This window comes from Bradyrhizobium sp. CCBAU 45389, assembly GCF_028128625.1.
Classification (GTDB): Bacteria; Pseudomonadota; Alphaproteobacteria; order Rhizobiales; family Xanthobacteraceae; genus Bradyrhizobium; species Bradyrhizobium liaoningense_B.
This window is the reverse complement of sequence record NZ_LBIY01000082.1, coordinates 104,995-129,753: the sequence shown is the minus strand read 5'-3', so window position 1 is coordinate 129,753 and position 24,759 is coordinate 104,995. Positions and strand designations below refer to the sequence as shown.

Here is a 24,759-nt window from a genome sequence, read left to right as displayed (position 1 = left end):
GTCACGCTTCATGTGCTCAGCCCGAATATGTATTGAACCTACCGTGCTTGACGCCTCGAATGTACCCGCGCGACACCCGCTCTTCCATCTCGCGCTCTAAGAACTCATTCGCAATCAACAGCGCCTTCACAGCTTCGCGGGCGCGCCGCAAGCTGCGATTGCCTGATCGGCAGCAGCGTCTAAGCTGGCCGCATCTGCTGAGAGATTCGGTGCGTGCCGGCGCACCTGCCACGGATCGAGGTCGTCGTCGACATCGAGGACAAGACCTGTCCCTGCTGCCAGGGCGAGTTACACCGGATCGGCGAGGATAGAAGCGAGCGGCTCGACCTAGTCCCGGCGCAGTTCCGGATCCTCGTGACCCGGCGTCCCAAATATGCCTGCCGTGCTTGCGAGGATGGTGTCATGCAAGCGCCGGCCCCGGCGCGGTCGATCGAGGGCGGACTGCCGACCGAAGCAACCGTCGCCCAGGTTCTGGTGTCCAAATATGCCGATCACCTGCCACTCTACCGGCAGGCGCAGATTTACGCCCGCCAGGGCATTGAGCTCGATCGTTCGACGCTGGCGGACTGGGTGGGGCAAGCAGCCTTCCACCTGCGTCCGTTGCATGAGCGCCTCCTCGGCAAGCTCAGGCAACGGCCCAAGCTGTTCGCCGACGAGACGGCGATGCCGGTGCTCGATCCCGGCCGCGGGCGTACCAAGACCGGCCAGCTCTGGGCCTATGCGGCGGACGACCGGCCGTGGGGCGGTGCCGATCCACCGGGCGTCGCCTATGTCTATGCCCCCGATCGCAAGGCCGATCGACCGATCGCCCATCTGGCAGGCTTCAAGGGAATCCTGCAGGTCGACGGCTATGTCGGCTATGGCAAGCTCGCCGAGCGTGGCGACGTTCAGCTTGCATTCTGCTGGTCGCACATGCGGCGCAACTTCTACGAACTTGCCGCCCCCGGTCCCGCGCCTATTGCAAGCGAGGCGCTCAAGCATATCGCCGAGTTCTATGCCATCGAGAAGGAAATCCGTGGTCGCAGCGCCGACGAGCGACATCTCGTTCGACAACAGAAGAGCCGGGCGCTCGCCGACGCATTCCAAAGGTGGCTGCGAACGAAACTCGGTTTGATCAGCCAAAAGGGTAAGCTGGCCGATGCCATTCGGTATGCGCTCTCACGCTGGGAGGGCCTGACGCGCTTCATCGAAGATGGCCATATCGAGCTCGACAACAACACCGTCGAGCGCTCGATCCGCCCGATCACGCTCAATCGGAAAAACGCACTGTTCGCAGGTTCTGACGGCGGTGCCCAACACTGGGCCGTCATCGCCTCCTTGATCGAAACCTGTAAGCTGAATCACATTGATCCGCTGGCCTACATCACCGATGTGCTCACCAGGATCGTCAACGGTCACACGAACCGCCAACTCGACAGTTTGTTGCCATGGGCCTACGGAAACGGCTAGAATCCGGCCTGGGCGAAGAAAATCGACCAACCGACATTCTTGAGGCGCGCCGATGAGCGACAAGAACATCTTGTGGCAACAGGACGGGGTAGATCCCGGTTGGTTTATAGCCGAACAAATCGGGTCGATTAGGAACAGCACGAGTTACCGCCCGGGCGGTTGGTGGTTCTTGCCTGCTTGGCTGCCCGACACGCAAGAACACGACGTTGGTCCGTTTAAAACCAAAACTGCGGCACTAGCTGAGGCGGAACGGCTGGCAGCCCTCCACAAACGAAAAACATAGAGATCAGCTAACGTCTCGAACCCGTGTGTTCGGAACAGCGCTTACTGTTTTTGCATCCCGCTTTTGCAAAAGACCTATTGGGACAGGCCAGCCTCATTGATGGCGACACGCTAGAGATTCACGGCACCCGTATACGGCTGTGGGGGATTGATGCGCCTGAAACCTCGCAGCTCTGCCGGGGTGACGACAGCTTGCCTTATCGCTGCGGCGTTAAAGTGGCGAGCGCGCTAATCGCGCCGTGTTCGATGCAACCCGTCAACATCTTTGGGCACATAGCTGCGGGCGTATTCCACCAAGGTCTTTAAGTCGCGGCCCAGTTTCCATTCCCACGTATTAGGTGCATTCAAATAGCTTTCTCCGCCAAAATTCTTGCCTATGGCGCGGTCAAGAAGATGGTTTGCGAACGCGTCTATATTGTCTGCAAGTTCAGCGAAGTTATGATGTTCGGGCAACTTCCTGTAAGCCCGTCCGAGACGTGACAGACGATTGAACAGTCTCATACTCTATCTCTCTTTCCACGCGCGCTGTTCACTCGTCCCCGTTAAACCAGTCGGGGTGTTGCTGCCGCATGCGTCCTTCAACCGCTCGAAATTGATTGACCATCATCAAGTCTGATTGAGGGTCTGGGTGGTTCCAGCTTAGCTGGCTCAGCGTTTCTCGGTCGCTCTCAGCTCGCCAAAGATTATGATTGTGGAGAGCAGAATCCAAGAAGTGCTCTCGGTCTGAGTCCGCGAACTTGGACCACGACGGGAAGTCGGTCGGCCTGAAGCGGCGATAAAAGGAAGACCGTAGAGCCGGATCACGGGCGCCAAGTAGCGCTTCGTCCGCCTTCAGCAAGTCAGCTAGCCGCGAGCGTAGAAAGTATCCCGCGTCCACTTGATCGGCGCTTTCGGTTGAAAAGTACCAGCGCCTCCACACCACGCGCGGGATGGCATGCGTTCAAGAGGTAGTACAAGACACTCGCCCACCGGGGTGTAACGGGGACTGTTGCTGCTAGCTGCCACGCGCAGGAAAAGACCTTGTGATACGAATAATCGCTGTATCCGTCCAAATATGTTTCATCGTACGGAGTGGACATGCGGGGATTTTTTGCGAGTGCGATGATGGCCGACTCGAACGTTTCATCGCTCAATGAATCGAAGGGGGATTTTCGTTCGAGAAGTTTTTCGAGGATGCTGTCGCTTAATGTTGAATTCGAAAATAGCGCGCAAAGCTCCTGGGTGTCAGTAGGCAAAGAAGCGTGAAGTAAAAATCGATCACCAAAGGGGTCAAACCCACCGCTTGGAAAACTAGCTAGGAGCGTGCAACGGATGCCCCGGTGTTCCCGTTCGTATATTCGTTGCGCGACGCCTGCGTTAACGCCGTAACGGGCTAGGCCGAACTCAATGAATGCGTCATTGCGGAGGTAGAGGATTTCTTCTTGGTGCTTGTTGTCGTCGCGCATGAGAAGCGGCGTTTTGCTCGCGCTCTCTCGCCTTCGTTTCAGCCACTCGACTGCCTCTGACGGTGGGCAGACTTCCAAAAAAGCTCCTTCGATTATCTCTTCCGTGCTCAATGCCATGGTAGACGATCAGCCCCCGCATTCAATTCAAGCTACAATCTCGCGGCGCAGTTGCTTCTCAGCTTCGCCCGCGCCATCAAGCGAATTCGTTTGTTCTTATGGCTGGTCCGCGAGGCCTTAATCTTCGGCGGTTGTCGCGCGATCAGCGGCCGGTTCGAGTTCTAAACTGAGCTGAGCCTTTTCAGGCGGCAGGGGTAAATCAGACAAGCTAATGACCTTGATCTTCGCGAGCGCCCCGAGCGCGGCAACGTCTCCATCGTCGGAGTAAATTTCGGTCGCGCCGTGAACCCTCGCGATGGCAACAATCTGACGGTCGACTTTCACCTTCTGCCAAGGGGCTTTTGTTGGCCCTCGCTTATTCCCGTTTGCGAGCGCTGTGCGCAGCATCGCTGCGGCTTCCAAAGCAGCGCGGGTATCAAATGGCTCGATTGCGAACACGGCGTACTTCTGCAAGTCCTCTACGATTTTCTGAGAGGCTTCCGGCCCGGCTGTGACTAGGGCCTCGCTGAGCGCGGGCGTCGGTATGATGATTTTCGATTTGTCCTGACTCAGTCGGTGCACCAAGTACTGGATTCTATCCCGAGGGCGGGTGATGGGCGCGCCGTCCGCTCCATTCGGAATGCGGGTACCTGGGCGCAGCAACAGCAAGAGATTCGTGGAGTCAATGACCACCATTCTTGCTGCCTCCCGGTCCCTTTCGCATATCGATCAGCTCTTGATATGCGTCGTCTCCCCATTCGGTGGGAATGTCGCGTAGAGCCGCGAGCGCGTCGGTAAGCTGAGTCTCGCGGAGAGCTTCAAAGCTCTCCACCCGGAAGCTCTCAAGTGTCCAAGTGCCGTCCGCATCGCGAGTCCACTTGCCCTTGCCGAACAGTCGCACAGGCTCGAAGAGCTTAGCCCCGAGCTGTTTGGCTATGGCGCGTGTGGTTTCGCAGCCGCTTATCTGTTGAGTTTCGGATTGCAGCGTTATGTGGATGGAGCTGTCTTTGCCGCGAATGCCGGTGACAATGCCGTCAATCGAGCCTTGCTGTTTGACGGTGAATCTATCCTCCACCGCCTCGCGCCCGGGGAAGCGGATAATAACCCCACGGGGCGCGGCGTCTCGCAGCACGCCGACCGCGTTGTCGGCCTTAAGAAGCTTGTTCAGGCTGTTGAAGGCCCGGAGGGTGTCTCCGCTAGCATCCCCCGCGCGTACGGCTACCACGCGTGCGCGGACCTTCGGCATGGCCTCCCGGTCAACACGCGCGTTTAGGATCGTGCTGCCCTTTGTGAGGCCTCGAAAGTGCACCGCGTCCCGCTCGCCAAGTAGCGTTGCTAATTCTGCCATGTACTGAGCTAGCCGTCCCATCGGCATGGTTGCCGGGCTATAGGCGTCAATCCTGAATTGATATTCGCTGCCGTGCGGGCGGGTCGCTTTGTTCGGAGGCTTTGCCATCGGCGTCAACTCTTAAGGGGCGCAGGCCAGTAAAGCAGAGCCGCCTTAATATTACTACCAATGCGGGCGCGAACCGACGAAAGTAGAGCAGGGCGCGCAATCGCCCTGCGCCAGGCCGGACGCGGGGTACTTAAGTCAGGCCGCCCGGTAAGTCTTTGAAAACAATGGTTCGAATTGGGTGGGGGACCGTTCGTAGCGCTCCACTGACTCGAACCCCCGACGGTCAGGAACGACTCTGGCCGCACCTCTGTCCTGATCCTGGAGCCGGGCAGGAAGCCTTGAAAGCCTTACCGAATTTGCCGACCGCGAGATACATCACCGGTGCATCGATTACGGCGATTGGCACGTGTGCGGAAGCGAAGATTGGCTGGTCCATGTCGCGACGAAACAATACAAGCCGATCCAGGTCAACGAACAGTGCGAAGTCTTGGGCTCTTGGGCGATTTGGCAGAGGGCAACGACTGCAGGGCCAGCCTGCATTTACACGCTCCACCGACCCTGACGTCGCGGATGGCCTGGTCGAGAAGGCTCCGGACCTGAAAAGAGATGGCCGAGGCGAAGCCTCCCGACGGCAGCGGCTCGATGGCACCGGACCCGGCGATGGTCAGTCCGCGAGGAACAGGCGCCTAGGTGTATTCACTAGCGCACACCGCAGTTCTCCGGAGGAGAACGGAACATCCGGAGGCGGGGGAATATGGCTATCATCTCATGTTGCTCGCATGGCTATCATCTCATGTTGCTCGCGCTGTTATTGCCAAGTCCAAGCCGTGGTGTAGAGTTCGCGAGATTTTGAACACTCTTAAATTCGACGCCGCCGCGATTGCGTTACGATAGTTTTTTCTTCTGGGGGTTCCCCACCACCGCGCTTTTGCGCGCGGTTCTGGACGAGGTCTGTGAAAAAGTCTTCCGGGCCGAGACCGGAGCCCGTACCCACGTGGCGTCGAAAATTCTGGAAGCTGCGACCAGAGGCGACACATCGCCGGACCGCCTCAAGCAGTTTGTTCGCCAAGCTCTCTCGCAAGCGCCGACGATGTGGCGCTGACCGGCCGAGGGGGCGGGGGTGAATTTCCAGGTCACGGTACTAAAGATCCTGGTGAGCTACCCGGGCGGATTTGCCGTGATGGCCGACCTCAAGCGCGACATGGCGATCTTGGCGACCAGCGGTCGCGATTGGGCCAATCGCACCAAGCGGATGGCTGAGCGCATTCCGGAACTCGACATCTTTTCGCAAGGCCTCATTGAGCGCGAAGACGGCGGCCGGAAGATCACCGCCAAGGGGCGCGTCGTGCTGGAATTCATGGAGACCCGCCCCGCCGCCGAGCCGCCGATGGAGTCGGGACCGGCCGAGCAAGAGGATGCGCCAGTGCCACCGCTCCCGCAGCCCGCCGAACGGGCCAGGCGGCGGCGCGAACGTCGCGAGCGCCGGCGCGAGGCGCGCGAATGGGCGAGGGCGAACGCTTCCTAGCAGCGTCCTTTCAGAAGAAGCCTGGCGCATCTCGACTATAGCTCAGTGCGACGGTGCCAATAGACCGCATATACAGGGCCCGCGCGAAGGAGATTGCTCAGGGGTGTGCTGGTCTTCGCCTTCGGACCCGGTGAAACTCCAAGAACCGGATACCCGCAACCCCAGGCAAAAATCCGAACCCAGTGGGCGCCGTTCTCGGCGAGAACGGCCGCAACGAAATCGCAACGAATTAGGCGAAACGACCGTGAACAAAGCGTGTCGAAAACGGACGCCATGCCGAGAAAAATCAATAACTTAGAGGATATACGCTGCGTTCGGGACGCAGGGGTCGCAGGTTCGAATCCTGCCACTCCGACCATTCTTCCAAAAGTTGACGTTTTCCAGAGGCTTGGCGGACCGGCCGCCAGCACCTCGGAACGCCTTTTTGCAACGATTTCGGGATCGGGTCCACGGCGGATTTGGCCGGGCAGGGCGGCTTGCCGCGGCGGCATGGCTCCACAGGCGCACAGGCGAGGGAGCGGCCTCGTTTCGCAGCCGCGCGGCCAGTCCTCTGTGCTACCTAGCGATATCGCCTCGATCCGGAGCCCCGATGCAACGCCGCCGCCCAGCCCTGCCGCGATACGTGCTGATCGGCATAGCCGCGCTTGCGGCCATCGCGGCGGCGGGCTGGCTGGCTTACGTCCTTGCGCTGGATGCCGCCTTTGCGCGCATGGAGCGGGAGGCCAATGACCGGCTTGCGCTGATTGCCAGCACCTTCGATGCGACTGTTGCGCGCTATCGCTATCTGCCGGCGGTCCTGTCGCTCGCCGATCCGATCCGCGAGCTCTATCGCGATCCCCATGATGCAGCGGCGACCGCCGCCGCCAATCGCTACCTTAAATCGCTCAATCAGGGAGCCCGGTCCGCCGAGCTCTATGTTCTCGACAGCACCGGCCTCGCGCTCGCGGCAAGCAATTTCGATCTGGATTCGAGTTTCGTCGGACACAATTACGGGTTCCGCGCCTATTTCATGGACGCCATGCGAACCGGCGAGGGCCATTACTACGCCGTCGGCGCCACCACGGGACAGCCCGGCTATTTCCTGTCGCACCGGATCGTGGAGGGCGGCAAAACCCTCGGCGTTGCCGTGGTCAAGATCGATCTCAGTGCGCTCGAGGCCGACTGGGCGCGTGCCGGCGACCTCGTCGCGATGGAGGACGAGAATGGCGTGATCTTCCTCGCCAGCCGCGAGGACTGGAAATACCGTCCGCTGCTGCCGGTCCCCGCGCAGCGGCTCGCGGAGCTGAATGCCGCGCAGCAATTCGGTCAGGCGATCGACGCAGCTCCGGTCTTCGTGCCCAGAGGCGACCGGGAACGGGTTCAGATCGGTCGCGCGCGCGGCCGCGGCAATGTCGAGCTTGGGGACTACGCCCTTCAGGTCCGTCCGCACGATCAAGGCTGGCGGCTGCTCCTGTTCTCGGATGTCGCCGATGCTCGGCGCAATGCATCGACCGTTGCTATCGCGAGCGTCTTCGCCCTGATCGCCTCTCTGCTGGTCGTGCTGGTTGCCTATCAGCGGCGGCAGGTCGTTCGGGCAAAGCTCGACGCGCATGACGTTCTCGAGCGGCGCGTGGCCGAGCGCACGGAAGAGCTGCGCCGGACCATGGAAAGCCTGGTGCAGAGCGCCAAGCTTGCAAGCCTCGGTCAGGCGCTCGCCGGCGTCGCGCACGAGATCAACCAGCCGCTCGCGGCGCTGATCACCTATGTCGCGAGCAGCCGCGTCCTGCTCCGCCGCAACGAGGTCGATCGTGCCGCCGCCAATCTCGACCTGATGTCCTCGATCGCCGAGCGCATGATGGCGCTGATCGATCACCTCAGGATGTTCGCGCGCAAGGAGACCGGCACGCGCAGCGCCGTCGCGCTCGCGCCCGTGGTCGACAATGCGATCCGCCTGCTGCAATACCGCATCGCCAACGAACATATCGAGGTGGTGCGCTCCGCGCCTGCCGAGCCGCTTCATGGCCTCGCCAATCCGATCCGGCTCGAGCAGGTCGTGGTCAATCTGCTGTCGAACGCGATCGATGCGATGCGCGATCGCGAGCGGCGGGTCCTCGGGGTCGCGCTCGGTCGCCGCGACGACAGCGCCGTGATCGAGGTCAGCGACACCGGCGCGGGCATCGCGCCCGAGCACATCAAATCGCTGTTCGACCCGTTCTTCACGACCAAGGAGATCGGCGAGGGGCTTGGCCTCGGGCTCTCGATCTCGTACGGAATTGTCAGGGAGTTCGGAGGAGATATCCTGGTGGAGAGCACGCCGGGCAGGGGCTCGACTTTCAAGGTCGTCATTCCGGTCATGGACGTCGCGCCGGCCTCGCAACATCGGGAACTGCACGCATGAGCGGGTCCGTGCTCGTCGTCGACGACGAGGAGATCGTCCGCAATTCGGTGCGGCAATGGCTGGAGCTGGGCGGTTTCACGGTCCGGGCCGCCGCCGGCGCGGATGAGGCCATTCGCCTCGTGACAGAGAGCCCGCCCGACGCCGTGCTGACCGATTTTCGCATGCCGCAGCGGTCCGGACTCGATTTGATGCGCGACGTTCACCGCGCCGATCCCGACATTCCCGTCGTGCTGCTGACCGCGCATGGCGACGTGCCCCTGGCGGTCGCTGCGATGCGCGAGGGCGCCTACGACTTCCTGCAGAAGCCTCATGATCCCGAGCTCCTCTCGGCCGTCATCACGCGCGCGATCGAGCGGCGGCAGTTGAAACTGCAGCTTCGCCAGCTCTCGGATCGCCTTGCCGCGCCCGGTGCGATCGATGCCCGCCTGGTCGGCCTGTCGAAGGCGATGGTGGCGGTGCGGGCCAGCATCCTCGAGCTTGCCGGTCATGACCGCGACGTGATCGTCACCGGCGAGACGGGCACCGGCAAGGAAGTGGTGGCGCGGGCCCTGCACGATTTCGGTCCGCGCGCGAAGGCGCCCTTCGTCGCCGTGAACTGTGCCGCGATCCCGGCCGAGCTGTTCGAAAGCGAATTGTTCGGCCATGAGGCCGGCGCCTTCACCGGCGCACGTGGCGCCCGCATCGGGAAGTTCGAGCACGCCAGCGGCGGCACGCTCTTGCTCGACGAGATCGAGAGCATGCCGCTGCCGTTCCAGGCCAAGATCCTGCGCGCCCTCCAGGAGCGTACGATCGAGCGGGTCGGCTCCAACAAGCTCCTGCCGGTCGATGTCCGCGTCATTGCGGCTGCAAAGGGCGATCTTGCGACCGAAAGCCGCCAGGGGCGCTTCCGTTCCGATCTCTACTTCCGCCTCGCGGCAGCGGAGATCCAGCTGCCGCCGCTGCGCGAGCGCGGCAACGACGTCCTGCTGCTGTTCGAGCATTTCGCCGCCGCCGCGGCCAAGGGCGCGGGCCGCACCATGTCGTCGCTGCGGGCGAACGATCTCGACGCGCTGCTCGCCCATGACTGGCCAGGCAATGTACGCGAGCTGAAGAACGTCGCCGAACGCTACGCGCTGGGGCTGGCGGCGACCGGCCGCAGCGTGGCCGAGATCCTGCGACGGGGCGAGCCGGGGGCGCCGCAGCGGACGCTCGCCGACCGCGTTGCGGCCTATGAGCGCGCGCTGATCGAGGCCGCCTTGCGCGAGCACGACGGGTCGATTGCCGCCGTCACCGAGGAGCTCGGCGTCCCGCGCCGGACCCTGAACGAGAAAATGGCGAAATACGCCCTGGCGCGGCCCGGCCGCAGGGATTCCTGAGCCGGCAAGCCATCGGCGGAAATCCGCCGATAGCGGCGTTCGCATCGGCGGATTCTTGCCGACGCTCTGACCTTCGCGAGGCCTCCCTCCTCAAGAAACTGCTCTGTTTGCTGCAATTCCCCGCATTTTCGCGCGCCGGTCGCGACTGGCACAGCCGTTGCTGAAGGAGCGCCGAAACCATCCGGTTTTTCGGGACGGCATCAACTCGCGCGCCAACACGCGAGCGGATGGCTTCGTCAAAGGACAACAAACATGCGGAGGACGTCGTGAGTTCACAGGAAGCCTCAATTCATAATGTCGGCGCGCCCGTCACGGAGACGCGCGCGGATAGCCTCGACATGAAGCGCCGGCTGCGGGCGATCTTCGTCGGCTCCGTCGGCAATCTCGTCGAGTGGTACGACTTCTACGCCTATGCGGCGTTCTCGCTCTATTTCGCCAAGGCGTTTTTCCCCGACGGCGATGAAGTGGTGCAACAGCTCAACGCGGCCCTGCTGTTTGCGGCGGGCTTCCTGGTGCGTCCCCTTGGCGGCTGGCTGTTCGGCCATCTCGCCGATCGCTACGGGCGGCGCAACGCCCTGACGCTGTCCGTCGTGATGATGTGCTTCGGGTCGCTGATCATCGCGGTGACGCCGACCTACGCGTCGATCGGGCTGGCGGCTCCCGTCATCCTCGGCCTTGCGCGCGTCCTGCAGGGCCTGAGCCTCGGCGGCGAATACGGCACCAGCGCCACCTATCTCAGCGAGGTCGCGGACGAGAAGAACCGCGGCTTCTATTCCAGCTTCCAGTATGTGACGCTGATCGGCGGTCAGCTCTGCGCCATCCTGGTGCTGCTCCTGCTGCAGAAGGTGTTTCTCTCGACCGAGGAGATCCGCGCCTGGGGCTGGCGCGTGCCGTTCGCGTTCGGTGCCGTGCTCGCGGTCGTGGCCGCGCTGATGCGCAGCAATCTTCATGAGACCGATGCCTTCAAGAGCAGCCAGGCGGCGGTCAAGAAATCCAGCTCGATCCGCGCGCTGCTCAACTATCCGCGCGAGTTGATGCTGGTGGTGGGGCTGACCATGGGCGGCACGGCGGCCTTCTACACCTACACCACCTATATGCAGAAATTCCTTCGCCTCTCGGTGAAGCTGACCGACGACCAGACCACCATGGTGACGGCAGGAAGCCTCGTCTTCGCGATGGTGCTGCAGCCGATCTACGGCGCGATCTCCGACCGCATCGGGCGCAAATGGCTTCTGATCGGATTCGGCGTCTCCGGCACGCTGTTCACCATTCCGCTGCTCACGACGCTCCAGGCGACGCATGATGCGTTCTCGGCCTTCCTCCTCATCGCCGCTGCCTGGATGATCGTGTCGGGCTACACGGCGATCAATGCGGTGGTGAAAGCCGAATTGTTTCCGACCAGCGTGCGGGCGACCGGCGTCGGCGTGCCCTATGCGCTGACTGTCTCGATCTTCGGCGGCACCGCGGAATCGATTGCGCTCTGGTTCAAGTCCATCGGTCACGAAAGCTGGTTCTACTGGTATCTCACCGGCTGCATCGCGGTGTCGCTGCTGGTCTATCTGACCATGCGTGACACCAAGACCGCGTCCGCAATGGATCGCCACGAATAGGGCCTAGGCGTCGGTACCGGCGGTGTGGACGTCCTCACCGCCGCGCCACCAGCACGCCTACCAAAAATGCCACCATCAGCGACGGCAGCGGTGCCTCGCGCACCATGCCGCGCACGATGTCCGTCCAGTGCTGCTCCGGGACGAGCCTTGGTGACCTGACTTCGGGCATCGGCGGGATGTCCCAGTGTGATGCGAGCTCGGTGATCTCGCTTTGCGCGAGCCGCACGCCGTCGCGGATGCGGAAGATGGCAGCCTCCGATCGCTCGCGCGGGCCGAGCGCCATCAGCGTCGCGATGGCGGTGCGCAACGTCATCTCGCCGAAACCTTGCAGCCTTACCGACTCCTCGGGGTCCGACGTCATGTGATCATCCCTCACAGCGCGAAGTGGCGCGCGATGGTGAAGGCAGCCGTCGCGCACAGGACCAGCGTGGATACCGCGCCGGCCACGCCGCGCACGAGATGGGCGCGTGTCAGGTGCCTGGTCATGATCTTGCTCCATGCTCAGCATGGAAATGGCGGGGCGCATGGTTGGTTCCCTGCGCAAGCTGCGAATCGGTAGGCCGGCTACTTCCGCAGCAACTCGCTCAACGCCTCCGTCGCCTCCGCGCAGCGGATGTCGTCGATCTCGCGCGACAGGCTGAGCGCGCTCGATCTCAGCTCTTCGAGCTTCCAATTCTCCGGATTCTGGTTTTCGAGCTGGCTGAGACGCTTGTTCAGATCGTCCAGCCTGGATTGGAGCTGCCCGATGCTGGCGGCCCCATTCACTTTCCAAACGCGTTGTGCGCGCATCGTCATTCCCCTGATAGTCTCACGGCGTTGTGAGAGCGGTTCGTGGCCGCAATGGGAGTTTCTTTTGTCCGGCTTCAGACGGCGGGGAACCGTTGCAGATTGGCAACGGAAGTTCCTCGATTGGTCGCGCAGGCCGGCGTGCTCTTGCGCGGCGCGCGTCATAGGCGCGGAATCTGCATGTGCGCGGTCACGACGGCGCGGAAAAAGCGAAGGACAGGGTGTGGCGAGATTTGTGAATGTGGCGGCCGGCCAGCTTGGCCCGATTGCGCGGCGTGAGACCAGAACCGAGGTCGTGGCGCGGCTGATGGCATTGATGCGGCAAGCCCGGTCCAATGGCTGCGACCTGATCGTCTATCCCGAGCTTGCGCTGACCACCTTCTTTCCGCGCTGGTATTTCGAGGATCAGGCCGAGATCGACAGCTTTTTCGAGCGCGAGATGCCGGGCCCGGAGACGCGCGCCCTGTTCGACCTCGCACATGAGCTCGGCATCGGATTTTACCTCGGCTATGCCGAGCTGACGGTCGAGGCCGGCGACGTCAGGCGCTACAACACCTCCATTCTCGTCGACAAGAGCGGCGCGATCGTTGCGAAGTACCGCAAGGTCCATCTGCCCGGCCATGCCGAGCACGAGCCCTGGCGCAAATTCCAGCATCTGGAGAAACGCTATTTCGAGCCCGGCAGCGGCTTTGGCGTCGTCGATGCGTTCGGCGGTATGATGGGAATGGCGATCTGCAATGACCGCCGCTGGAGCGAGACCTACCGCGTGATGGGTCTGCAGGGTGTCGAGATGGTGATGATCGGCTACAACACGCCGGTGCACAATCCGCCCGCGCCAGAGCATGACGATCTCTCGCTGTTCCACAATCATCTGGTGATGCAGTCCGGCGCCTATCAGAACGGCACCTTCGTGGTCGGCGTCGCCAAGGCCGGCATCGAGGAGGGCGTGGACCACATCGGCGGCAGTTGCATCATCGCGCCCTCCGGCGAGATCATCGCGCGCTGCACGACCAAGGGCGACGAGCTCGCGCTCGCCCGCTGCGATCTCGACCTCTGCAATTCCTACAAGCGCACCACCTTTAATTTCGACGTTCACCGCCAGCCGCGCGCCTACGGGATGATCGTCGAGCGGAAGGGCGTGACGACGATGGCGGATGGCACGACGGTGCGGCCGAAGGGGTGATCCCTTCTTTCCATGGCCGGGACACGAGAGTGAGGCCGGCCGCTGCTCTTGTTTCGCTATCCCTACCCCATCACAACCACGTGTCTTTATTCGGAAACGACCATTCCCTATTATCCCGCAATGCAAAAGGCCGCCCGCCAGTCCCCGCCCATCGCTCGTCCGCCCGGTCGTCCCCGGGAGTTCGACATGGACACAGCGCTCGATCGCGCTCTTCGGGTGTTTCGCGAGCGCGGCTATCACGCCACCTCGATCGGCGATCTCACCGCGGCGATGCGGCTTGCGACCGGCAGCGTCTACAAGGCGTTTCGCGACAAGCATGCGGTGTTCCTCGCCGCCTTCGAGCGCTACACCGCGGTGCGCGGGGAGCAGACCCGCAGCGCGGCGGCGCGCGGGGGGAACGGCCGCGAGCGGCTGCGCAACGTCCTCTTGTCCTATGTCGAACATTCCCAGGGCGTCGAGGGGCGGCGCGGCTGCCTCGTGGTCGGCAGCGCCGTTGAATTGTCGGCGGTCGATCCGGCGGTCCGTGCACGCGTCAGCGCGCAGCTCGAGACCAACGAGAATTTCATCGCTGGCCTCATTCGCGAAGGCCAGGCCGACGGCTCGATTCCGGGCCATGTCGATGCCGACGACACCGCGCGGCTGATGATCTGCATCACGCAAGGCATGCGCGTCGTCGGCAAGGCGCGCCTGCCGCTCGACGGGCCCCGCCTCGTCGGCGTCGCGATGAAGCTGCTCGCCTGAATTCATGTCTTATTAGGGAATGATCGTTCCCGATTATCGGAGACCCACGTAAATGACGATGAATGCCACGATCGAGGCCGCACCCGGGCCGGATGCGGTATCGCAGCGCCTGACCTTCGTGCTTGCCGCGGCCTGTGGCATGGTCGCCGCCAACCTCTATTACGCCCAGCCGCTGATCGCCCCGATCAGCGCCGCGCTCGGCCTGTCGCATGCAGCGGCGGGGCTGATCGTGACCATGACCCAGATCGGCTATGGCGTGGGACTGCTCTTCATCGTGCCGCTCGGCGACCTCGTCGAGAATCGCGCGCTGATCTGCTCCGTCATCACGCTCGGCGCCGCCGCGCTGCTCGCCGCCGCCTTCGCCACCCATGCGCTGCCGTTCCTGGCGGCCGCGCTGTTCATCGGCCTCGGCTCGGTCGCCGTGCAGATCATCATCCCCTATGCCGCGCATCTGGCGCCCGAGGCGATCCGCGGCCGCGTCGTCGGCAACGTCTCGACCGGGCTGATGCTCGGCATCATGCTGGCGCGGCCGGTGTCGAGCTTCGTCACCGCGGCCTCGTCGTGGCACGCGGTGTTCTTCGCCTCCGCCGCGCTGATGATCGTGCTCGCGGCCGCGCTCTGGATGGCGCTGCCGAAGCGCAGGCCCGTCGCGCGCATGCACTACGGCACGCTGCTGCTGTCGATGCCGCATCTGGCCCGGACCACGCCGCTGCTCCGGCGCCGCGCGCTCTACCAGGCGAGCCTGTTCAGCTGCTTCACCCTGTTCTGGACGGTCGCGCCGCTCCAGCTCGCCGGCGCGTTCGGCTTCTCCCAGCGCGGCATCGCGCTGTTCGCGCTGGCCGGCGTCGCCGGCGTGTTCGCAGCTCCGATCGCGGGCCGTCTCGCCGATCACGGCCATAGCCGTATCGCGACGTTGGTTGCGATGCTGCTCGCGGCCGCGGGCTTCCTCGTGACCTATCTCGGCGCGCCCGGCTCGATGCTGAACCTCGCATGCCTGGTCGTGGCCGCGATCGCCATAGATATCGGCGTGCAAGGCAACGTCGTGCTCGGCTTCCGCGCCATCTTCACGCTCGGGCACGAACATCGCAGCCGCCTCAACGGCCTCTACATGGCGACGTTCTTCGCCGCCGGCGCCGCAGGCTCCGCGGTCGGTGCCTGGGCTTTCGCGCAAGGCGGCTGGACGCTCGCCTCGGCCATTGGCCTCGCGCTGCCCGTCGCGGGCCTGCTCTACGCGGCCACCGAGTAGCGGCGGCCGGGATGGAATTGTGCGATGCGGGTGTTTACCAAGCCGCAGACATGCGGCCGTGCCATGCCGTGTGTGCCGCAATTTCCATCTCGCGGTTTGGTTGCAGCTGTAGTACTTTCGTCGCAATCGGACCTGGTTAACGGGCGGCAGGGGGAGGTTGATGAAGCGTGCGGGGCTGTTTGGCGTACCGCGGGTACGGCCATGGTCGTGGCAGGCGTTCCTGCTCGGATTCGTCGTCGTCGCAGTGTCGGCCCTGCTTCAGGGCATCTTCGTGGTACTCGGCGCAAAGCTTTATTTCGCGGCGTTCCTGCCCAGCCTGTTCCTGCTCGCGCTTGTCGCGGGCGCGCCGGCGGCGGCATTCGCCGCGCTGCTGACCGTGCCGCTGGTGTGGTGGGCGTTCATACCGCCGTTCTTCGAGTTCACCCCCCTGTCCAGCGCGGGCGCGGATTCCATCAACCTGTTCTGCCTGCTCGCCGTGCTCCTGATCGGCCTCGCCGATCTCTGCCGCGAGACGATGACCATCATCAGCCGCGGCGGGCTGAAGCCTTCGGGCAAGAGCGCGGCAACGAATTCGCAATAAATCGGCATTGCGCGAGCGTGCACGTTGCGCACGCGCAACAGTCCGGCAACCATGCGCGAGCTTGCCGCGCGCCGCTAACTTTTCGAAAAAGATTTGGCCGCAATTTCTCCCCCGGGAATGACGAGGGAGTTTTCGGACATGAACGGCCAAGTAGACGGTCAGGCCATTTTGGAGAACGTGCGCCGCTATCGCGGCATCGCATCGCTCTATCGCCAGACCGCCGCGTTCCGCCCGGGCCAGAGCTGGTCGCTGCTGGAGCAGGCGAGGGATTGGGAAGCGCGGGCGCTGTCGGAGCTGGAAGCCTATTTCGCCACGCGCATGGACCGCGCCGCTCCGCTCGCGGCCTGATCGTTGACCGCGCAGGGCGGGGCGCGATCGGCCTGGTCGGGGCCGGACGACCCGGGACGACTACGGGATTGTCTCGATGCCCGCTTGTGCTAGCAACATCCCGATCGAGATCTCCTTCAGGGAGGCCGGGGGCGAGCGATGACCACCTTCAACCGCATCTTCACGACAGAGCGCCTGCTGCAGATCATCGTCATTCTGGCGGCGACGATTGCGATGAAGCTGATGGCATAGCCATCTGCGGGCTATGGCCCGCCGAGCTCGGGCACGACGGGCAGAAAGTTCGCCCCCTCGGAACCAAGAAAATCGAACATCGCCTGCGCCGGCGGCAGTAGCACCTTGTCGCTGCGGCGGATCACGTACCACTGGCGGACGATCGGCAGGCCGGCGACATCGAGCACGATGAGCCGGCCCTCGGCGAGCTCATGCGCGACCGTGTGGGCCGAGATGAAGGCGATGCCGAGTCCGGCGATCACCGCCTGCTTGATGGTCTCGTTGCTGCTCATCTCCATGCCGATGATCGGCTCGAGATCCGACCTCTGGAACATGCCCTCCATCAGCGTCCGCGTGCCCGAGCCGGGCTCGCGGGTGAGGAAGGTCTCATGCACGAGGTCGGTCAGGCTGAGGCCGGAATCCTTCTCCAGCCAGTGCCCCTTGCGCGCGACGATGACGTGCGGATTGCGTCCGAGCTGACGGACGTCGACGCTGACGTCGGCCGGTGGCCGACCCATCACCGCGAAATCGAGGTCGTAGCCGTGCATGGCCTCGCGGATCTCCTCGCGATTGCCGATGGTGAGCTTGATCTCGATCTTGGGATGCCGCTTCGAGAACGCCGCGATCGCGTGCGGCACGAAATATTTCGCGGTCGAGACCGCGCCGAGCTGCACCGTGCCGCCGGTCCGCCCCGCCAGCAGATCGAGCGCGCCCTGGCAATCCATGATCGCGGCCTCGACCCGCTCGGCCAGCGCCAGAACCTCCTTGCCCGCCTCCGTCAGCAGCATGCCGTCGCCGGTCCGCTGCACGAGCGGCAGGCCGGCGAGGTCCTGAAGCTGCCGGAGCTGCTGGGTCACGGCCGGCTGCGTCAGCCCGAGATGGCCGGAGGCCGCCGTCACGCTGCCCTTGGCCGACAATGCCGCGAGCGAGCGAAGCTGCCGGATCGTCAGATGCCGGAGCTGGGCCGCCGCATGGCCGGGGCCATTATAAGAAAATTCTTTGACGCTCATTATGAATAGAAATTTTCCTTATTAAGCCACCCCTGTCAATCTCCTGATGCCGGGACTGACCGCACCGACCTCCAGCGGGGAGGGAAATGGATGCGGCGCCGGCCCAGGGGATGGACGCAGATGACCGGGCAACTCAGGCTGGACGACCACCTTCAACGGTATTCAGAGACCGCACCCCATGCGCTGGCCGTGGCGGCAGCGGTCGATGCGATCGCTGCGGCGGCGATCGAGATCGCCGATCTCATCGCCACCGGCGATCTCGCGGACGCATCGGGACTGAGCACCGGCCGCAACAGCGACGGCGACGTCCAGCGCGATCTCGACGTGCAGGCCGATGCGATCCTGCGCCGCTGCCTCGGCAGGCTGCCGGTCGCCGCGCTGGCGTCGGAGGAGATGCGCGAGCCGCAGATCGGCGACCGCGAGGGGCGCATCTGCGTCGCGATCGATCCGCTCGACGGCTCCTCCAACATCGACATCAACATGACCGTCGGCACGATCTTCTCGATTCTGCCCGCGCCGGACGATCTCACGCTCGCCTTCCATCAGCGCGGCTCGGCGCAGCTCGCGGCGGGCTTCGTCACCTACGGCCCGCAGACCTCGCTGGTGCTGACGCTCGGCGACGGTGTCGACATCTTCACGCTCGACCGCAAGGCCGGCTGCTTCCGCCTCGCGCGCAGCGCCGTGCAGATCTCCGAGGCCTGCGAGGAGTTCGCGATCAACGCATCGAACCGCCGGCATTGGGACTCGCCGGTGCGCGCCTTCATCGACGAATGCCTCGCCGGCATCGAGGGGCCGGCCAACCATGATTTCAACATGCGCTGGATCGGCTCGCTGGTTGCCGAGGCCTATCGCATCCTCACGCGCGGCGGCGTGTTCCTCTATCCCTCCGACGCGCGGCCCGGCTATGGCGACGGCCGCCTGCGCCTCACCTACGAGGCGCACCCGATGGCGATGATCATCGAGCAGGCCGGCGGCTCGGCCTCCACCGGCCGCGAGCGCATCCTCGACCTCTCCGCGCAGAGCCTGCACCAGCGCGTGCCGCTGATCATGGGCTCGAGCAACGAGGTGCGGCGCGTCGAGGAATTGCATTGCGATCCGCTGCTGGTCGCCAGCGTCTCAGCGCCGCTGTTCGCGCGGCGCGGATTCTTCCGGCTCTGAGCGAGGTATCCCATGTCCAGGAAGCATCCGATCATCTCCATCACCGGCTCCTCCGGCGCCGGCACCACCTCGGTCAAGAAGACCTTCGAGCAGATCTTTTTTCGCGAGAAGGTCAACGCCGCCTACATCGAAGGCGACGCGTTTCATCGCTACGACCGCGCCGAGATGCGCACGCAGATGGCGAAGGAGGCCGAGCGCGGCAACAAGCACTTCAGCCATTTCAGCCCCGAGACCAATTTGTTCGAGGAGCTTGAACGTGCCTTCCGCGACTATGGCGAGACCGGCACCGCGGTGACGCGGCACTACGTCCATGACGCCGAGGAATCGGCGCTGCATGGCGCGGCGCCCGGCACCTTCACCGAGTGGAAGCAGCTGCCGGAGAACTCCGACCTGCTGTTCTACGAGGGCCTGCACGGCGCCGTCGTCACCGACAAGGTCAATGTCGCGCGCTATGCCGACCTCAAGATCGGCGTCGTGCCCGTCATCAATCTCGAATGGATCCAGAAGCTGCACCGCGACCGCAGCGCGCGCGGCTATTCGACCGAGGCCGTGACCGACACCATCCTGCGGCGGATGCCGGATTACATCCACTACATCTGCCCGCAATTCACCGAGACCGACATCAACTTCCAGCGCGTTCCGACGGTGGATACGTCGAACCCCTTCATCGCGCGCTGGATCCCGACGCCGGATGAATCGATGGTCGTGATCCGCTTCAAGAACCCGCGCGGCATCGACTTCCCCTATCTGCTCTCGATGCTGCCGCAGAGCTGGATGTCGCGCGCGAACTCGATCGTGTGTCCCGGCGCGAAGCTTGATCTGGCGATGCAGCTGATCCTGACGCCGCTGATCATGCAGCTCATCGAGCGCAAGCGCAGCCTGAAGTGAACAGGGAGAGAATCCGATGAACATCTCCGTCCACGCCGAAGCCGACCTCACGGCGGTCACGCATCACGATCTCGCCAATGCCGTCCGCTTCCTCGCGGTCGATGCCATCGAGACCTCGCAGTCCGGTCATCCCGGCCTGCCCATGGGCATGGCCGATGTCGCAACCGTGCTGTTCTCGCGCTTCCTGAAATTCGACTCCGCGCATCCGAACTGGCCGGACCGCGACCGCTTCGTGCTGTCGGCGGGGCACGGCTCGATGCTGCTCTATGCGCTGCTGCACCTCACCGGCGGCGATGTCAGCCTCGATGACATCAAGGCCTTCCGGCAGTGGGGCTCGAAGACGCCGGGCCATCCCGAATATGGTCACACGCCTGGTGTCGAGACCACGACGGGACCACTGGGGCAGGGCATTGCGACCGCGGTCGGCATGGCGCTCGCCGAGCGCATGGGCAACGCGCGGCATGGCGATGGCCTCGTCGATCACTTCACCTATGTCATCGCGGGTGATGGCTGCCTGATGGAGGGCATCAGCCAGGAGGCGATCTCGCTCGCCGGCCATCTCGGGCTCGGCCGCCTGATCGTGCTGTTCGATGACAACGGCATCTCCATCGACGGTCCGACCTCGCTCGCAACGTCGGACGACCAGCTCGCGCGTTTCGCTGCCTCCGGCTGGTCGGTGCGCCGCGTCGACGGACACGATCCCGAAGCCGTTGCGCAGGCGATCGCGGAGGAGCGTGAGACCGCAAAGCCATCGCTGATCGCCTGCCGCACCATCATCGGCTATGGCGCGCCTGATAGACAAGGCACCGAGAAGGCACATGGCGCGCCGCTCGGCACCGAACAGACGGCGGCGGCGCGTCGGACGCTCGGTTGGGACTATCAGCCGTTCGTGGTGCCTGTCACGATCCAGAAGGCGTGGCGCATGATCGGGCAGCGCGGACAGGTCGATCGGCTCGCCTGGCTCGATCGCTATGAAGACGCGACGCCGGAGCAGCGCGACCTGTTCGTCGAGGGCAAGGCCGTGGCTCTGCCGGCCGCGTATGCGCTGGCTGCGGCGAAATTGCGCGAGCGCTTTGCCAGCGAGCGGCCCAAGCTTGCGACGCGGCAGGCCTCGCAACAGGTGCTCGATGGCATCGCCGGAACGATCCCCGGCCTGGTCGGCGGCTCCGCGGACCTGACCCATTCCAACCTGACGCATGCGAAGGCGCAGGCGCCGGTCAAGAGCGGTGCATTCGCCGGCGACTACATCCACTATGGCATTCGCGAGCATGGCATGGCCGCCGCGATGAACGGCCTCGCATTGCATGGCGGCTTCATCCCTTACGGCGGCACGTTCCTCGCGTTCTCCGATTACAGCCGGCCCGCGATCCGCCTTGCGGCCCTGATGCGGCTGCGCGTCATCCATGTGATGACGCACGACTCCATCGGTCTCGGCGAGGACGGCCCGACGCACCAGCCGGTCGAGCATCTCGCGGCACTGCGCGTCATTCCGAACCTGCTTGTGTTTCGCCCGGCCGACGCAGTCGAAACGCTGGAAGTCTGGGATTGCGCGCTTGCGGCGGAGCATCGTCCGTCCGTGCTGTGTCTGTCGCGGCAGGCCCTGCCGACCTTCCGCAGCGATGCACGCGGCAGAAACCGCGTCGCACGCGGCGCCTATCTCGTGGTCTCGCCCGACGGCGGCCGCGACGTGACGCTGATCGCGACCGGCTCGGAAGTATCGATCGCCCTGGAAGCCGCCCGCCTGCTTGCGACCGAGCACGTCCGCGCGGCCGTGGTCTCCGCGCCCTGCTTCGCGCTGTTCGAAGAGCAGCCGGAGGATTACCGCGGCTCGGTGCTCGGCACCGCGCCGCGCGTCGGCATCGAGGCGGCCGTCGCCGGCGATTGGCGTCGCTGGATCGGCACCGACGGTGAATTCGTCGGCATGCGCGGTTTCGGCGCCTCGGCGCCGGCGCCGGTGCTGTACCGCGAATTCGGCATCACGCCGCAAAGCATTGCGGAAGCGGCCCGCCGGGCGATCGCCCGCAAGAGCCAATAAGGAGGACGACCCTTGGCCCGTATCACCCTTCGCCAACTGCTCGACCACGCCGCAAGCCACGGTTACGCCGTGCCGGCGTTCAACATCAACAACATGGAGCAGGGCATCGCGATCATGCAGGCGGCGGCCGAGGTCGACGCGCCCGTCATCATCCAGGCCTCGCGCGGCGCGCGCAGCTATGCCGGCGATCTCATGCTTTCGCACATGATCGACGCGCTGGAGCGGACCTATCCGGACATTCCGCTCTGCATGCACCAGGACCATGGCAATGACGAGGCGACCTGCGCCTCCGCCATCGCCCACGGGTTCACCTCGGTGATGATGGACGGCTCGCTCAAGGCTGATGCCAAGACGGCGGCCGACTACGACTACAACGTCGCGATCACGCGTCGCGTTGTCGATCTCGCCCATTGGGTCGGCGCCTCCGTCGAAGGCGAACTCGGCGTGCTCGGCTCGCTCGAGCATGGCGGCGGGGAACAGGAGGACGGCCATGGCGTCGAGGGCAAGGTCAGCCACGACCAGTTGCTGACTGATCCTGATCAGGCCGTCGATTTCGTCCGCGCCACGAAAGTGGATGCGCTGGCGATTGCGATGGGCACCTCGCACGGCGCCTATAAGTTCAGCCGCAAGCCTGACGGCGACATCCTGGCAATGCGGGTGGTCGAGGAGATCCACCGCCGGCTGCCGAACACGCATCTGGTCATGCACGGCTCCTCCTCGGTGCCGCAGCCGCTTCAGGACATGTTCAACCAGTTCGGCGGCGAGATGCCGCAGACCTGGGGCGTGCCGGTCGAGGAGATCGTCCGGGGCATCAAGAGTGGCGTGCGCAAGGTCAATATCGACACCGACTGCCGCCTCGCGATGACCGCGGTGTTCCGGAAAGTCGCCGCGCAAGCACGCTCCGAGTTCGATCCGCGCAAATTCCTCAAGCCGGCGATGGACGCGATGCGCGAGCTTTGCCGCGAGCGGTTCGAGCAGTTCGGCACCGCGGGCCATGCCAGCAGGATCAAGGTGGTCCCGATGAGCGAGATGGCACGGCGCTATCGCGCCGGCGAGCTCGATCCACGCATCGGCGCCCGCGAGCCGGTCGCCGCCTAATCATTCAGAGAGAGAAGAGCAGGAGAGAGCCATGAATGCACATGCTGGAACGATCCGCGGCAAGGAGCGCTATCGATCGGGCACGATGGAATACGCGCGCATGGGCTATTGGGAGCCCGAATACACGCCGAAGGACACCGACGTCATCGCGCTATTCCGCGTCACGCCGCAGGACGGCGTCGATCCGATCGAGGCGTCGGCTGCTGTTGCCGGCGAATCCTCGACTGCGACCTGGACCGTCGTTTGGACCGACCGCCTGACCGCTGCGGAGAAGTACCGCGCCAAGTGCTATCGCGTCGATCCGGTGCCCGGCACGCCAGGCTCGTATTTCGCCTACATCGCCTATGATCTCGACCTGTTCGAGCCCGGCTCGATCGCCAACCTGTCGGCCTCCATCATCGGCAACGTGTTCGGCTTCAAGCCGCTCAAGGCCCTGCGGCTCGAGGACATGCGCTTCCCCGTCGCCTATGTGAAGACGTTCCAGGGACCGGCGACGGGCATCGTGGTCGAGCGCGAGCGGCTCGACAAGTTCGGCCGGCCGCTGCTGGGCGCAACGGTGAAGCCGAAGCTCGGCCTGTCCGGCCGCAACTACGGCCGCGTGGTCTACGAGGCGCTTAAGGGCGGGCTCGACTTCACCAAGGACGACGAGAACATCAACTCACAGCCCTTCATGCATTGGCGCGATCGCTTCCTCTATTGTATGGAGGCGGTGAACCGCGCGCAGGCGGCCTCCGGCGAGGTGAAGGGCACCTACCTGAACGTCACCGCGGGGACGATGGAGGACATGTACGAGCGCGCGGAGTTCGCGAAGGAGCTCGGATCGTGCATCGTCATGATCGACCTCGTGATCGGCTACACCGCGATCCAGTCGATGGCCAAATGGGCGAGGCGCAACGACATGATCCTGCATCTGCATCGCGCCGGTCACTCGACCTACACGCGGCAGAAGAGCCACGGCGTGTCGTTCCGCGTCATCGCCAAATGGATGCGGCTCGCCGGTGTCGACCACATCCATGCTGGCACGGTGGTCGGCAAGCTCGAAGGCGATCCCAACACCACGCGCGGCTACTACGATGTGTGCCGCGAGGAGTTCAACCCGACCAAGCTCGAGCATGGCATCTTCTTCGACCAGTCCTGGGCTAGCCTGAACAAGATGATGCCGGTCGCTTCCGGCGGTATCCATGCCGGCCAGATGCACCAGTTGCTCGATCTCCTGGGCGAGGACGTCGTGCTGCAGTTCGGCGGTGGCACGATCGGCCATCCGATGGGCATCGCGGCCGGTGCGATCGCCAACCGCGTGGCGCTGGAAGCAATGATCCTCGCCCGCAACGAGGGGCGCGACTACGTCCACGAGGGTCCGGAGATCCTGGCGAAGGCAGCGCAGACATGCACGCCGCTGAAATCGGCGCTCGACGTCTGGAAGGACGTCACCTTCAACTATCAATCCACCGACACGCCGGACTTCGTGCCGACGGCGCTGGAAACCGTTTGAGGAGTTATGAGATGAAACTGACCCAGGGCTGCTTCTCGTTCCTGCCTGATCTGACCGACGACCAGATCACCAAGCAGGTGCAATATTGCCTCGCTAATGGCTGGGCGGTGAACATTGAGTTCACCGACGACCCGCATCCCCGCAACACCTATTGGGAGATGTGGGGCTTGCCGATGTTCGATCTCCAGGACGCCGCCGGCGTGATGATGGAGCTCGCCGAATGCCGCCGGGTGTATGGCGACCGCTACATCCGCATCAGCGGCTTCGATTCCAGTCATGGCTGGGAGTCGGTGCGGATCTCCTTCCTCGTCAACCGTCCGCCGCAGGAAGCGGAATTCGAGCTGGTGCGGCAGGAAGTTGGCGGCCGCGCGATCCGCTACACCACGGTGCGGAAGCCGGCTGCCCACGCCACTCAGTAGCCATTTTCCCTCCGCGCGGAGCGCTCCCTG

General features: G+C 64.2%; 24 protein-coding genes and 1 pseudogene. 18 read left to right on the top strand and 7 right to left on the bottom strand.

Annotation, left to right across the window (positions count from 1 at the left end; translation table 11 throughout):
- Window positions 1-213 precede the first annotated feature (213 nt).
- Together tnpC and XH79_RS13755 are read left to right on the top strand one after the other, a co-directional pair.
- A pseudogene (tnpC, locus tag XH79_RS13760) lies at window positions 214-1,449 on the top strand (IS66 family transposase); the annotation flags it as partial.
- A 52-nt stretch (window positions 1,450-1,501) separates the two neighbouring features.
- Window positions 1,502-1,732: a hypothetical protein gene (locus XH79_RS13755; RefSeq protein WP_128948391.1), complete on the top strand. Its 231-nt coding sequence runs from the start codon at window positions 1,502-1,504 to the stop codon at window positions 1,730-1,732.
- A gap of 227 nt (window positions 1,733-1,959) precedes the next feature.
- On the opposite strand, the gene XH79_RS13745 is transcribed toward XH79_RS13755, so the two are convergent.
- From XH79_RS13745 to XH79_RS13730, 4 genes are all read right to left on the bottom strand, one after another.
- Window positions 1,960-2,232, bottom strand: a complete 273-nt coding sequence (locus XH79_RS13745) for a hypothetical protein (RefSeq protein ID WP_164937379.1) — start codon at window positions 2,230-2,232, stop codon at window positions 1,960-1,962.
- A 338-nt stretch (window positions 2,233-2,570) separates the two neighbouring features.
- The gene (locus XH79_RS13740; protein ID WP_271582016.1) at window positions 2,571-3,293 is read right to left on the bottom strand and encodes a hypothetical protein; all 723 of its coding nucleotides are present in this window, start codon (window positions 3,291-3,293) and stop codon (window positions 2,571-2,573) included.
- A 117-nt stretch (window positions 3,294-3,410) separates the two neighbouring features.
- On the bottom strand, window positions 3,411-3,968 hold the full coding sequence (locus XH79_RS13735; protein WP_128948393.1) for a type II toxin-antitoxin system VapC family toxin: 558 nt from the start codon (window positions 3,966-3,968) through the stop codon (window positions 3,411-3,413).
- Window positions 3,955-4,728, bottom strand: a complete 774-nt coding sequence (locus XH79_RS13730; protein WP_128948394.1) for a hypothetical protein — start codon at window positions 4,726-4,728, stop codon at window positions 3,955-3,957. The genes XH79_RS13735 and XH79_RS13730 overlap by 14 nt, the downstream gene beginning before the upstream one ends.
- An 820-nt stretch (window positions 4,729-5,548) precedes the next feature.
- Between XH79_RS13730 and XH79_RS13725 the strand changes: the two genes are divergently transcribed.
- From XH79_RS13725 to XH79_RS13705, 5 genes are all read left to right on the top strand, one after another.
- On the top strand, window positions 5,549-5,770 hold the full coding sequence (locus XH79_RS13725) for a hypothetical protein (RefSeq protein ID WP_128948395.1): 222 nt from the start codon (window positions 5,549-5,551) through the stop codon (window positions 5,768-5,770).
- Between the two features lie 18 nt (window positions 5,771-5,788).
- Window positions 5,789-6,193, top strand: coding sequence for a hypothetical protein (locus XH79_RS13720; protein WP_271530250.1), 405 nt, complete (start codon window positions 5,789-5,791; stop codon window positions 6,191-6,193).
- A gap of 589 nt (window positions 6,194-6,782) precedes the next feature.
- Window positions 6,783-8,570 carry a sensor histidine kinase gene (locus XH79_RS13715; RefSeq protein ID WP_271582015.1) on the top strand — a complete coding sequence of 596 codons (1,788 nt, stop codon included), beginning with the start codon at window positions 6,783-6,785 and terminating at the stop codon, window positions 8,568-8,570.
- Window positions 8,567-9,925: a sigma-54-dependent transcriptional regulator gene (locus XH79_RS13710; protein WP_271582014.1), complete on the top strand. Its 1,359-nt coding sequence runs from the start codon at window positions 8,567-8,569 to the stop codon at window positions 9,923-9,925. The genes XH79_RS13715 and XH79_RS13710 overlap by 4 nt, the downstream gene beginning before the upstream one ends.
- A 338-nt stretch (window positions 9,926-10,263) precedes the next feature.
- Window positions 10,264-11,535: an MFS transporter gene (locus XH79_RS13705; protein WP_212348006.1), complete on the top strand. Its 1,272-nt coding sequence runs from the start codon at window positions 10,264-10,266 to the stop codon at window positions 11,533-11,535.
- A gap of 34 nt (window positions 11,536-11,569) precedes the next feature.
- Here XH79_RS13705 and XH79_RS13700 read toward each other — a convergent pair whose 3' ends face one another.
- The gene (locus XH79_RS13700) at window positions 11,570-11,896 is read right to left on the bottom strand and encodes a hypothetical protein (protein ID WP_212347912.1); all 327 of its coding nucleotides are present in this window, start codon (window positions 11,894-11,896) and stop codon (window positions 11,570-11,572) included.
- Window positions 11,897-12,099: 203 nt separating this feature from the next.
- Window positions 12,100-12,486 (bottom strand): hypothetical protein, encoded by a 387-nt coding sequence (locus XH79_RS13695; protein ID WP_245004098.1) that lies wholly within the window; start codon window positions 12,484-12,486, stop codon window positions 12,100-12,102.
- Between the two features lie 58 nt (window positions 12,487-12,544).
- Here XH79_RS13695 and XH79_RS13690 point away from each other — a divergent pair, with 58 nt between their 5' ends.
- The 5 genes from XH79_RS13690 to XH79_RS13670 all read left to right on the top strand — a co-directional run bounded on the left by XH79_RS13690 (window position 12,545) and on the right by XH79_RS13670 (window position 16,419).
- Window positions 12,545-13,504: an N-carbamoyl-D-amino-acid hydrolase gene (locus XH79_RS13690; RefSeq protein WP_271582013.1), complete on the top strand. Its 960-nt coding sequence runs from the start codon at window positions 12,545-12,547 to the stop codon at window positions 13,502-13,504.
- Window positions 13,505-13,624: 120 nt separating this feature from the next.
- Window positions 13,625-14,245, top strand: coding sequence for a TetR/AcrR family transcriptional regulator (locus XH79_RS13685; RefSeq protein WP_442869951.1), 621 nt, complete (start codon window positions 13,625-13,627; stop codon window positions 14,243-14,245).
- 52 nt (window positions 14,246-14,297) lie between these two features.
- Window positions 14,298-15,491 carry an MFS transporter gene (locus XH79_RS13680; protein ID WP_271582011.1) on the top strand — a complete coding sequence of 398 codons (1,194 nt, stop codon included), beginning with the start codon at window positions 14,298-14,300 and terminating at the stop codon, window positions 15,489-15,491.
- 160 nt (window positions 15,492-15,651) lie between these two features.
- Complete coding sequence (locus XH79_RS13675; protein WP_212347922.1) at window positions 15,652-16,071, top strand: DUF4118 domain-containing protein; 420 nt, start codon at window positions 15,652-15,654, stop codon at window positions 16,069-16,071.
- Window positions 16,072-16,209: 138 nt separating this feature from the next.
- Complete coding sequence (locus XH79_RS13670) at window positions 16,210-16,419, top strand: hypothetical protein (protein ID WP_271582010.1); 210 nt, start codon at window positions 16,210-16,212, stop codon at window positions 16,417-16,419.
- A gap of 242 nt (window positions 16,420-16,661) precedes the next feature.
- Here XH79_RS13670 and XH79_RS13665 read toward each other — a convergent pair whose 3' ends face one another.
- A complete protein-coding gene (locus tag XH79_RS13665; protein WP_271582009.1) occupies window positions 16,662-17,639 on the bottom strand; it encodes a LysR family transcriptional regulator in 978 nt (325 codons plus the stop codon).
- Window positions 17,640-17,759: 120 nt separating this feature from the next.
- On the opposite strand from XH79_RS13665, the gene XH79_RS13660 reads away from it, so the two are divergent.
- From XH79_RS13660 to XH79_RS13635, 6 genes are read left to right on the top strand one after another with little or no spacing between them, the layout of a single operon-like run.
- Window positions 17,760-18,797 (top strand): class 1 fructose-bisphosphatase, encoded by a 1,038-nt coding sequence (locus XH79_RS13660; RefSeq protein WP_271582008.1) that lies wholly within the window; start codon window positions 17,760-17,762, stop codon window positions 18,795-18,797.
- 12 nt (window positions 18,798-18,809) lie between these two features.
- Window positions 18,810-19,685, top strand: coding sequence for a phosphoribulokinase (locus XH79_RS13655; RefSeq protein ID WP_212347934.1), 876 nt, complete (start codon window positions 18,810-18,812; stop codon window positions 19,683-19,685).
- Window positions 19,686-19,701: 16 nt separating this feature from the next.
- Window positions 19,702-21,720 carry a transketolase gene (tkt, locus tag XH79_RS13650; protein WP_271582007.1) on the top strand — a complete coding sequence of 673 codons (2,019 nt, stop codon included), beginning with the start codon at window positions 19,702-19,704 and terminating at the stop codon, window positions 21,718-21,720.
- Window positions 21,721-21,732: 12 nt separating this feature from the next.
- Entirely contained in the window at window positions 21,733-22,818 is a 1,086-nt protein-coding gene (gene fba / locus XH79_RS13645) for a class II fructose-bisphosphate aldolase (RefSeq protein WP_212347940.1), read from the top strand.
- Window positions 22,819-22,849: 31 nt separating this feature from the next.
- Window positions 22,850-24,310: a form I ribulose bisphosphate carboxylase large subunit gene (locus XH79_RS13640; protein WP_212347943.1), complete on the top strand. Its 1,461-nt coding sequence runs from the start codon at window positions 22,850-22,852 to the stop codon at window positions 24,308-24,310.
- Between the two features lie 11 nt (window positions 24,311-24,321).
- Window positions 24,322-24,729: a ribulose bisphosphate carboxylase small subunit gene (locus XH79_RS13635; RefSeq protein ID WP_212347946.1), complete on the top strand. Its 408-nt coding sequence runs from the start codon at window positions 24,322-24,324 to the stop codon at window positions 24,727-24,729.
- Window positions 24,730-24,759 lie beyond the last annotated feature (30 nt).

What these genes read in the sequence shown, in the direction of transcription:
- XH79_RS13755 (WP_128948391.1), top strand. Translation starts at nt 1,502, where the DNA reads ATGAGCGACAAGAACATCTTGTGGCAACAGGACGGGGTAGATCCCGGT.
- XH79_RS13745 (WP_164937379.1), bottom strand. Translation starts at nt 2,232, where the DNA reads ATGAGACTGTTCAATCGTCTGTCACGTCTCGGACGGGCTTACAGGAAG.
- XH79_RS13740 (WP_271582016.1), bottom strand. Translation starts at nt 3,293, where the DNA reads ATGGCATTGAGCACGGAAGAGATAATCGAAGGAGCTTTTTTGGAAGTC.
- XH79_RS13735 (WP_128948393.1), bottom strand. Translation starts at nt 3,968, where the DNA reads ATGGTGGTCATTGACTCCACGAATCTCTTGCTGTTGCTGCGCCCAGGT.
- XH79_RS13730 (WP_128948394.1), bottom strand. Translation starts at nt 4,728, where the DNA reads ATGGCAAAGCCTCCGAACAAAGCGACCCGCCCGCACGGCAGCGAATAT.
- XH79_RS13715 (WP_271582015.1), top strand. Translation starts at nt 6,783, where the DNA reads ATGCAACGCCGCCGCCCAGCCCTGCCGCGATACGTGCTGATCGGCATA.
- XH79_RS13710 (WP_271582014.1), top strand. Translation starts at nt 8,567, where the DNA reads ATGAGCGGGTCCGTGCTCGTCGTCGACGACGAGGAGATCGTCCGCAAT.
- XH79_RS13705 (WP_212348006.1), top strand. Translation starts at nt 10,264, where the DNA reads ATGAAGCGCCGGCTGCGGGCGATCTTCGTCGGCTCCGTCGGCAATCTC.
- XH79_RS13700 (WP_212347912.1), bottom strand. Translation starts at nt 11,896, where the DNA reads ATGACGTCGGACCCCGAGGAGTCGGTAAGGCTGCAAGGTTTCGGCGAG.
- XH79_RS13695 (WP_245004098.1), bottom strand. Translation starts at nt 12,486, where the DNA reads ATGACGCGCGCCGCGCAAGAGCACGCCGGCCTGCGCGACCAATCGAGG.
- XH79_RS13685 (WP_442869951.1), top strand. Translation starts at nt 13,625, where the DNA reads ATGCAAAAGGCCGCCCGCCAGTCCCCGCCCATCGCTCGTCCGCCCGGT.
- XH79_RS13680 (WP_271582011.1), top strand. Translation starts at nt 14,298, where the DNA reads ATGACGATGAATGCCACGATCGAGGCCGCACCCGGGCCGGATGCGGTA.
- XH79_RS13675 (WP_212347922.1), top strand. Translation starts at nt 15,652, where the DNA reads ATGAAGCGTGCGGGGCTGTTTGGCGTACCGCGGGTACGGCCATGGTCG.
- XH79_RS13670 (WP_271582010.1), top strand. Translation starts at nt 16,210, where the DNA reads ATGAACGGCCAAGTAGACGGTCAGGCCATTTTGGAGAACGTGCGCCGC.
- XH79_RS13665 (WP_271582009.1), bottom strand. Translation starts at nt 17,639, where the DNA reads ATGAGCGTCAAAGAATTTTCTTATAATGGCCCCGGCCATGCGGCGGCC.
- XH79_RS13660 (WP_271582008.1), top strand. Translation starts at nt 17,760, where the DNA reads ATGACCGGGCAACTCAGGCTGGACGACCACCTTCAACGGTATTCAGAG.
- XH79_RS13655 (WP_212347934.1), top strand. Translation starts at nt 18,810, where the DNA reads ATGTCCAGGAAGCATCCGATCATCTCCATCACCGGCTCCTCCGGCGCC.
- tkt (WP_271582007.1), top strand. Translation starts at nt 19,702, where the DNA reads ATGAACATCTCCGTCCACGCCGAAGCCGACCTCACGGCGGTCACGCAT.
- XH79_RS13640 (WP_212347943.1), top strand. Translation starts at nt 22,850, where the DNA reads ATGAATGCACATGCTGGAACGATCCGCGGCAAGGAGCGCTATCGATCG.
- XH79_RS13635 (WP_212347946.1), top strand. Translation starts at nt 24,322, where the DNA reads ATGAAACTGACCCAGGGCTGCTTCTCGTTCCTGCCTGATCTGACCGAC.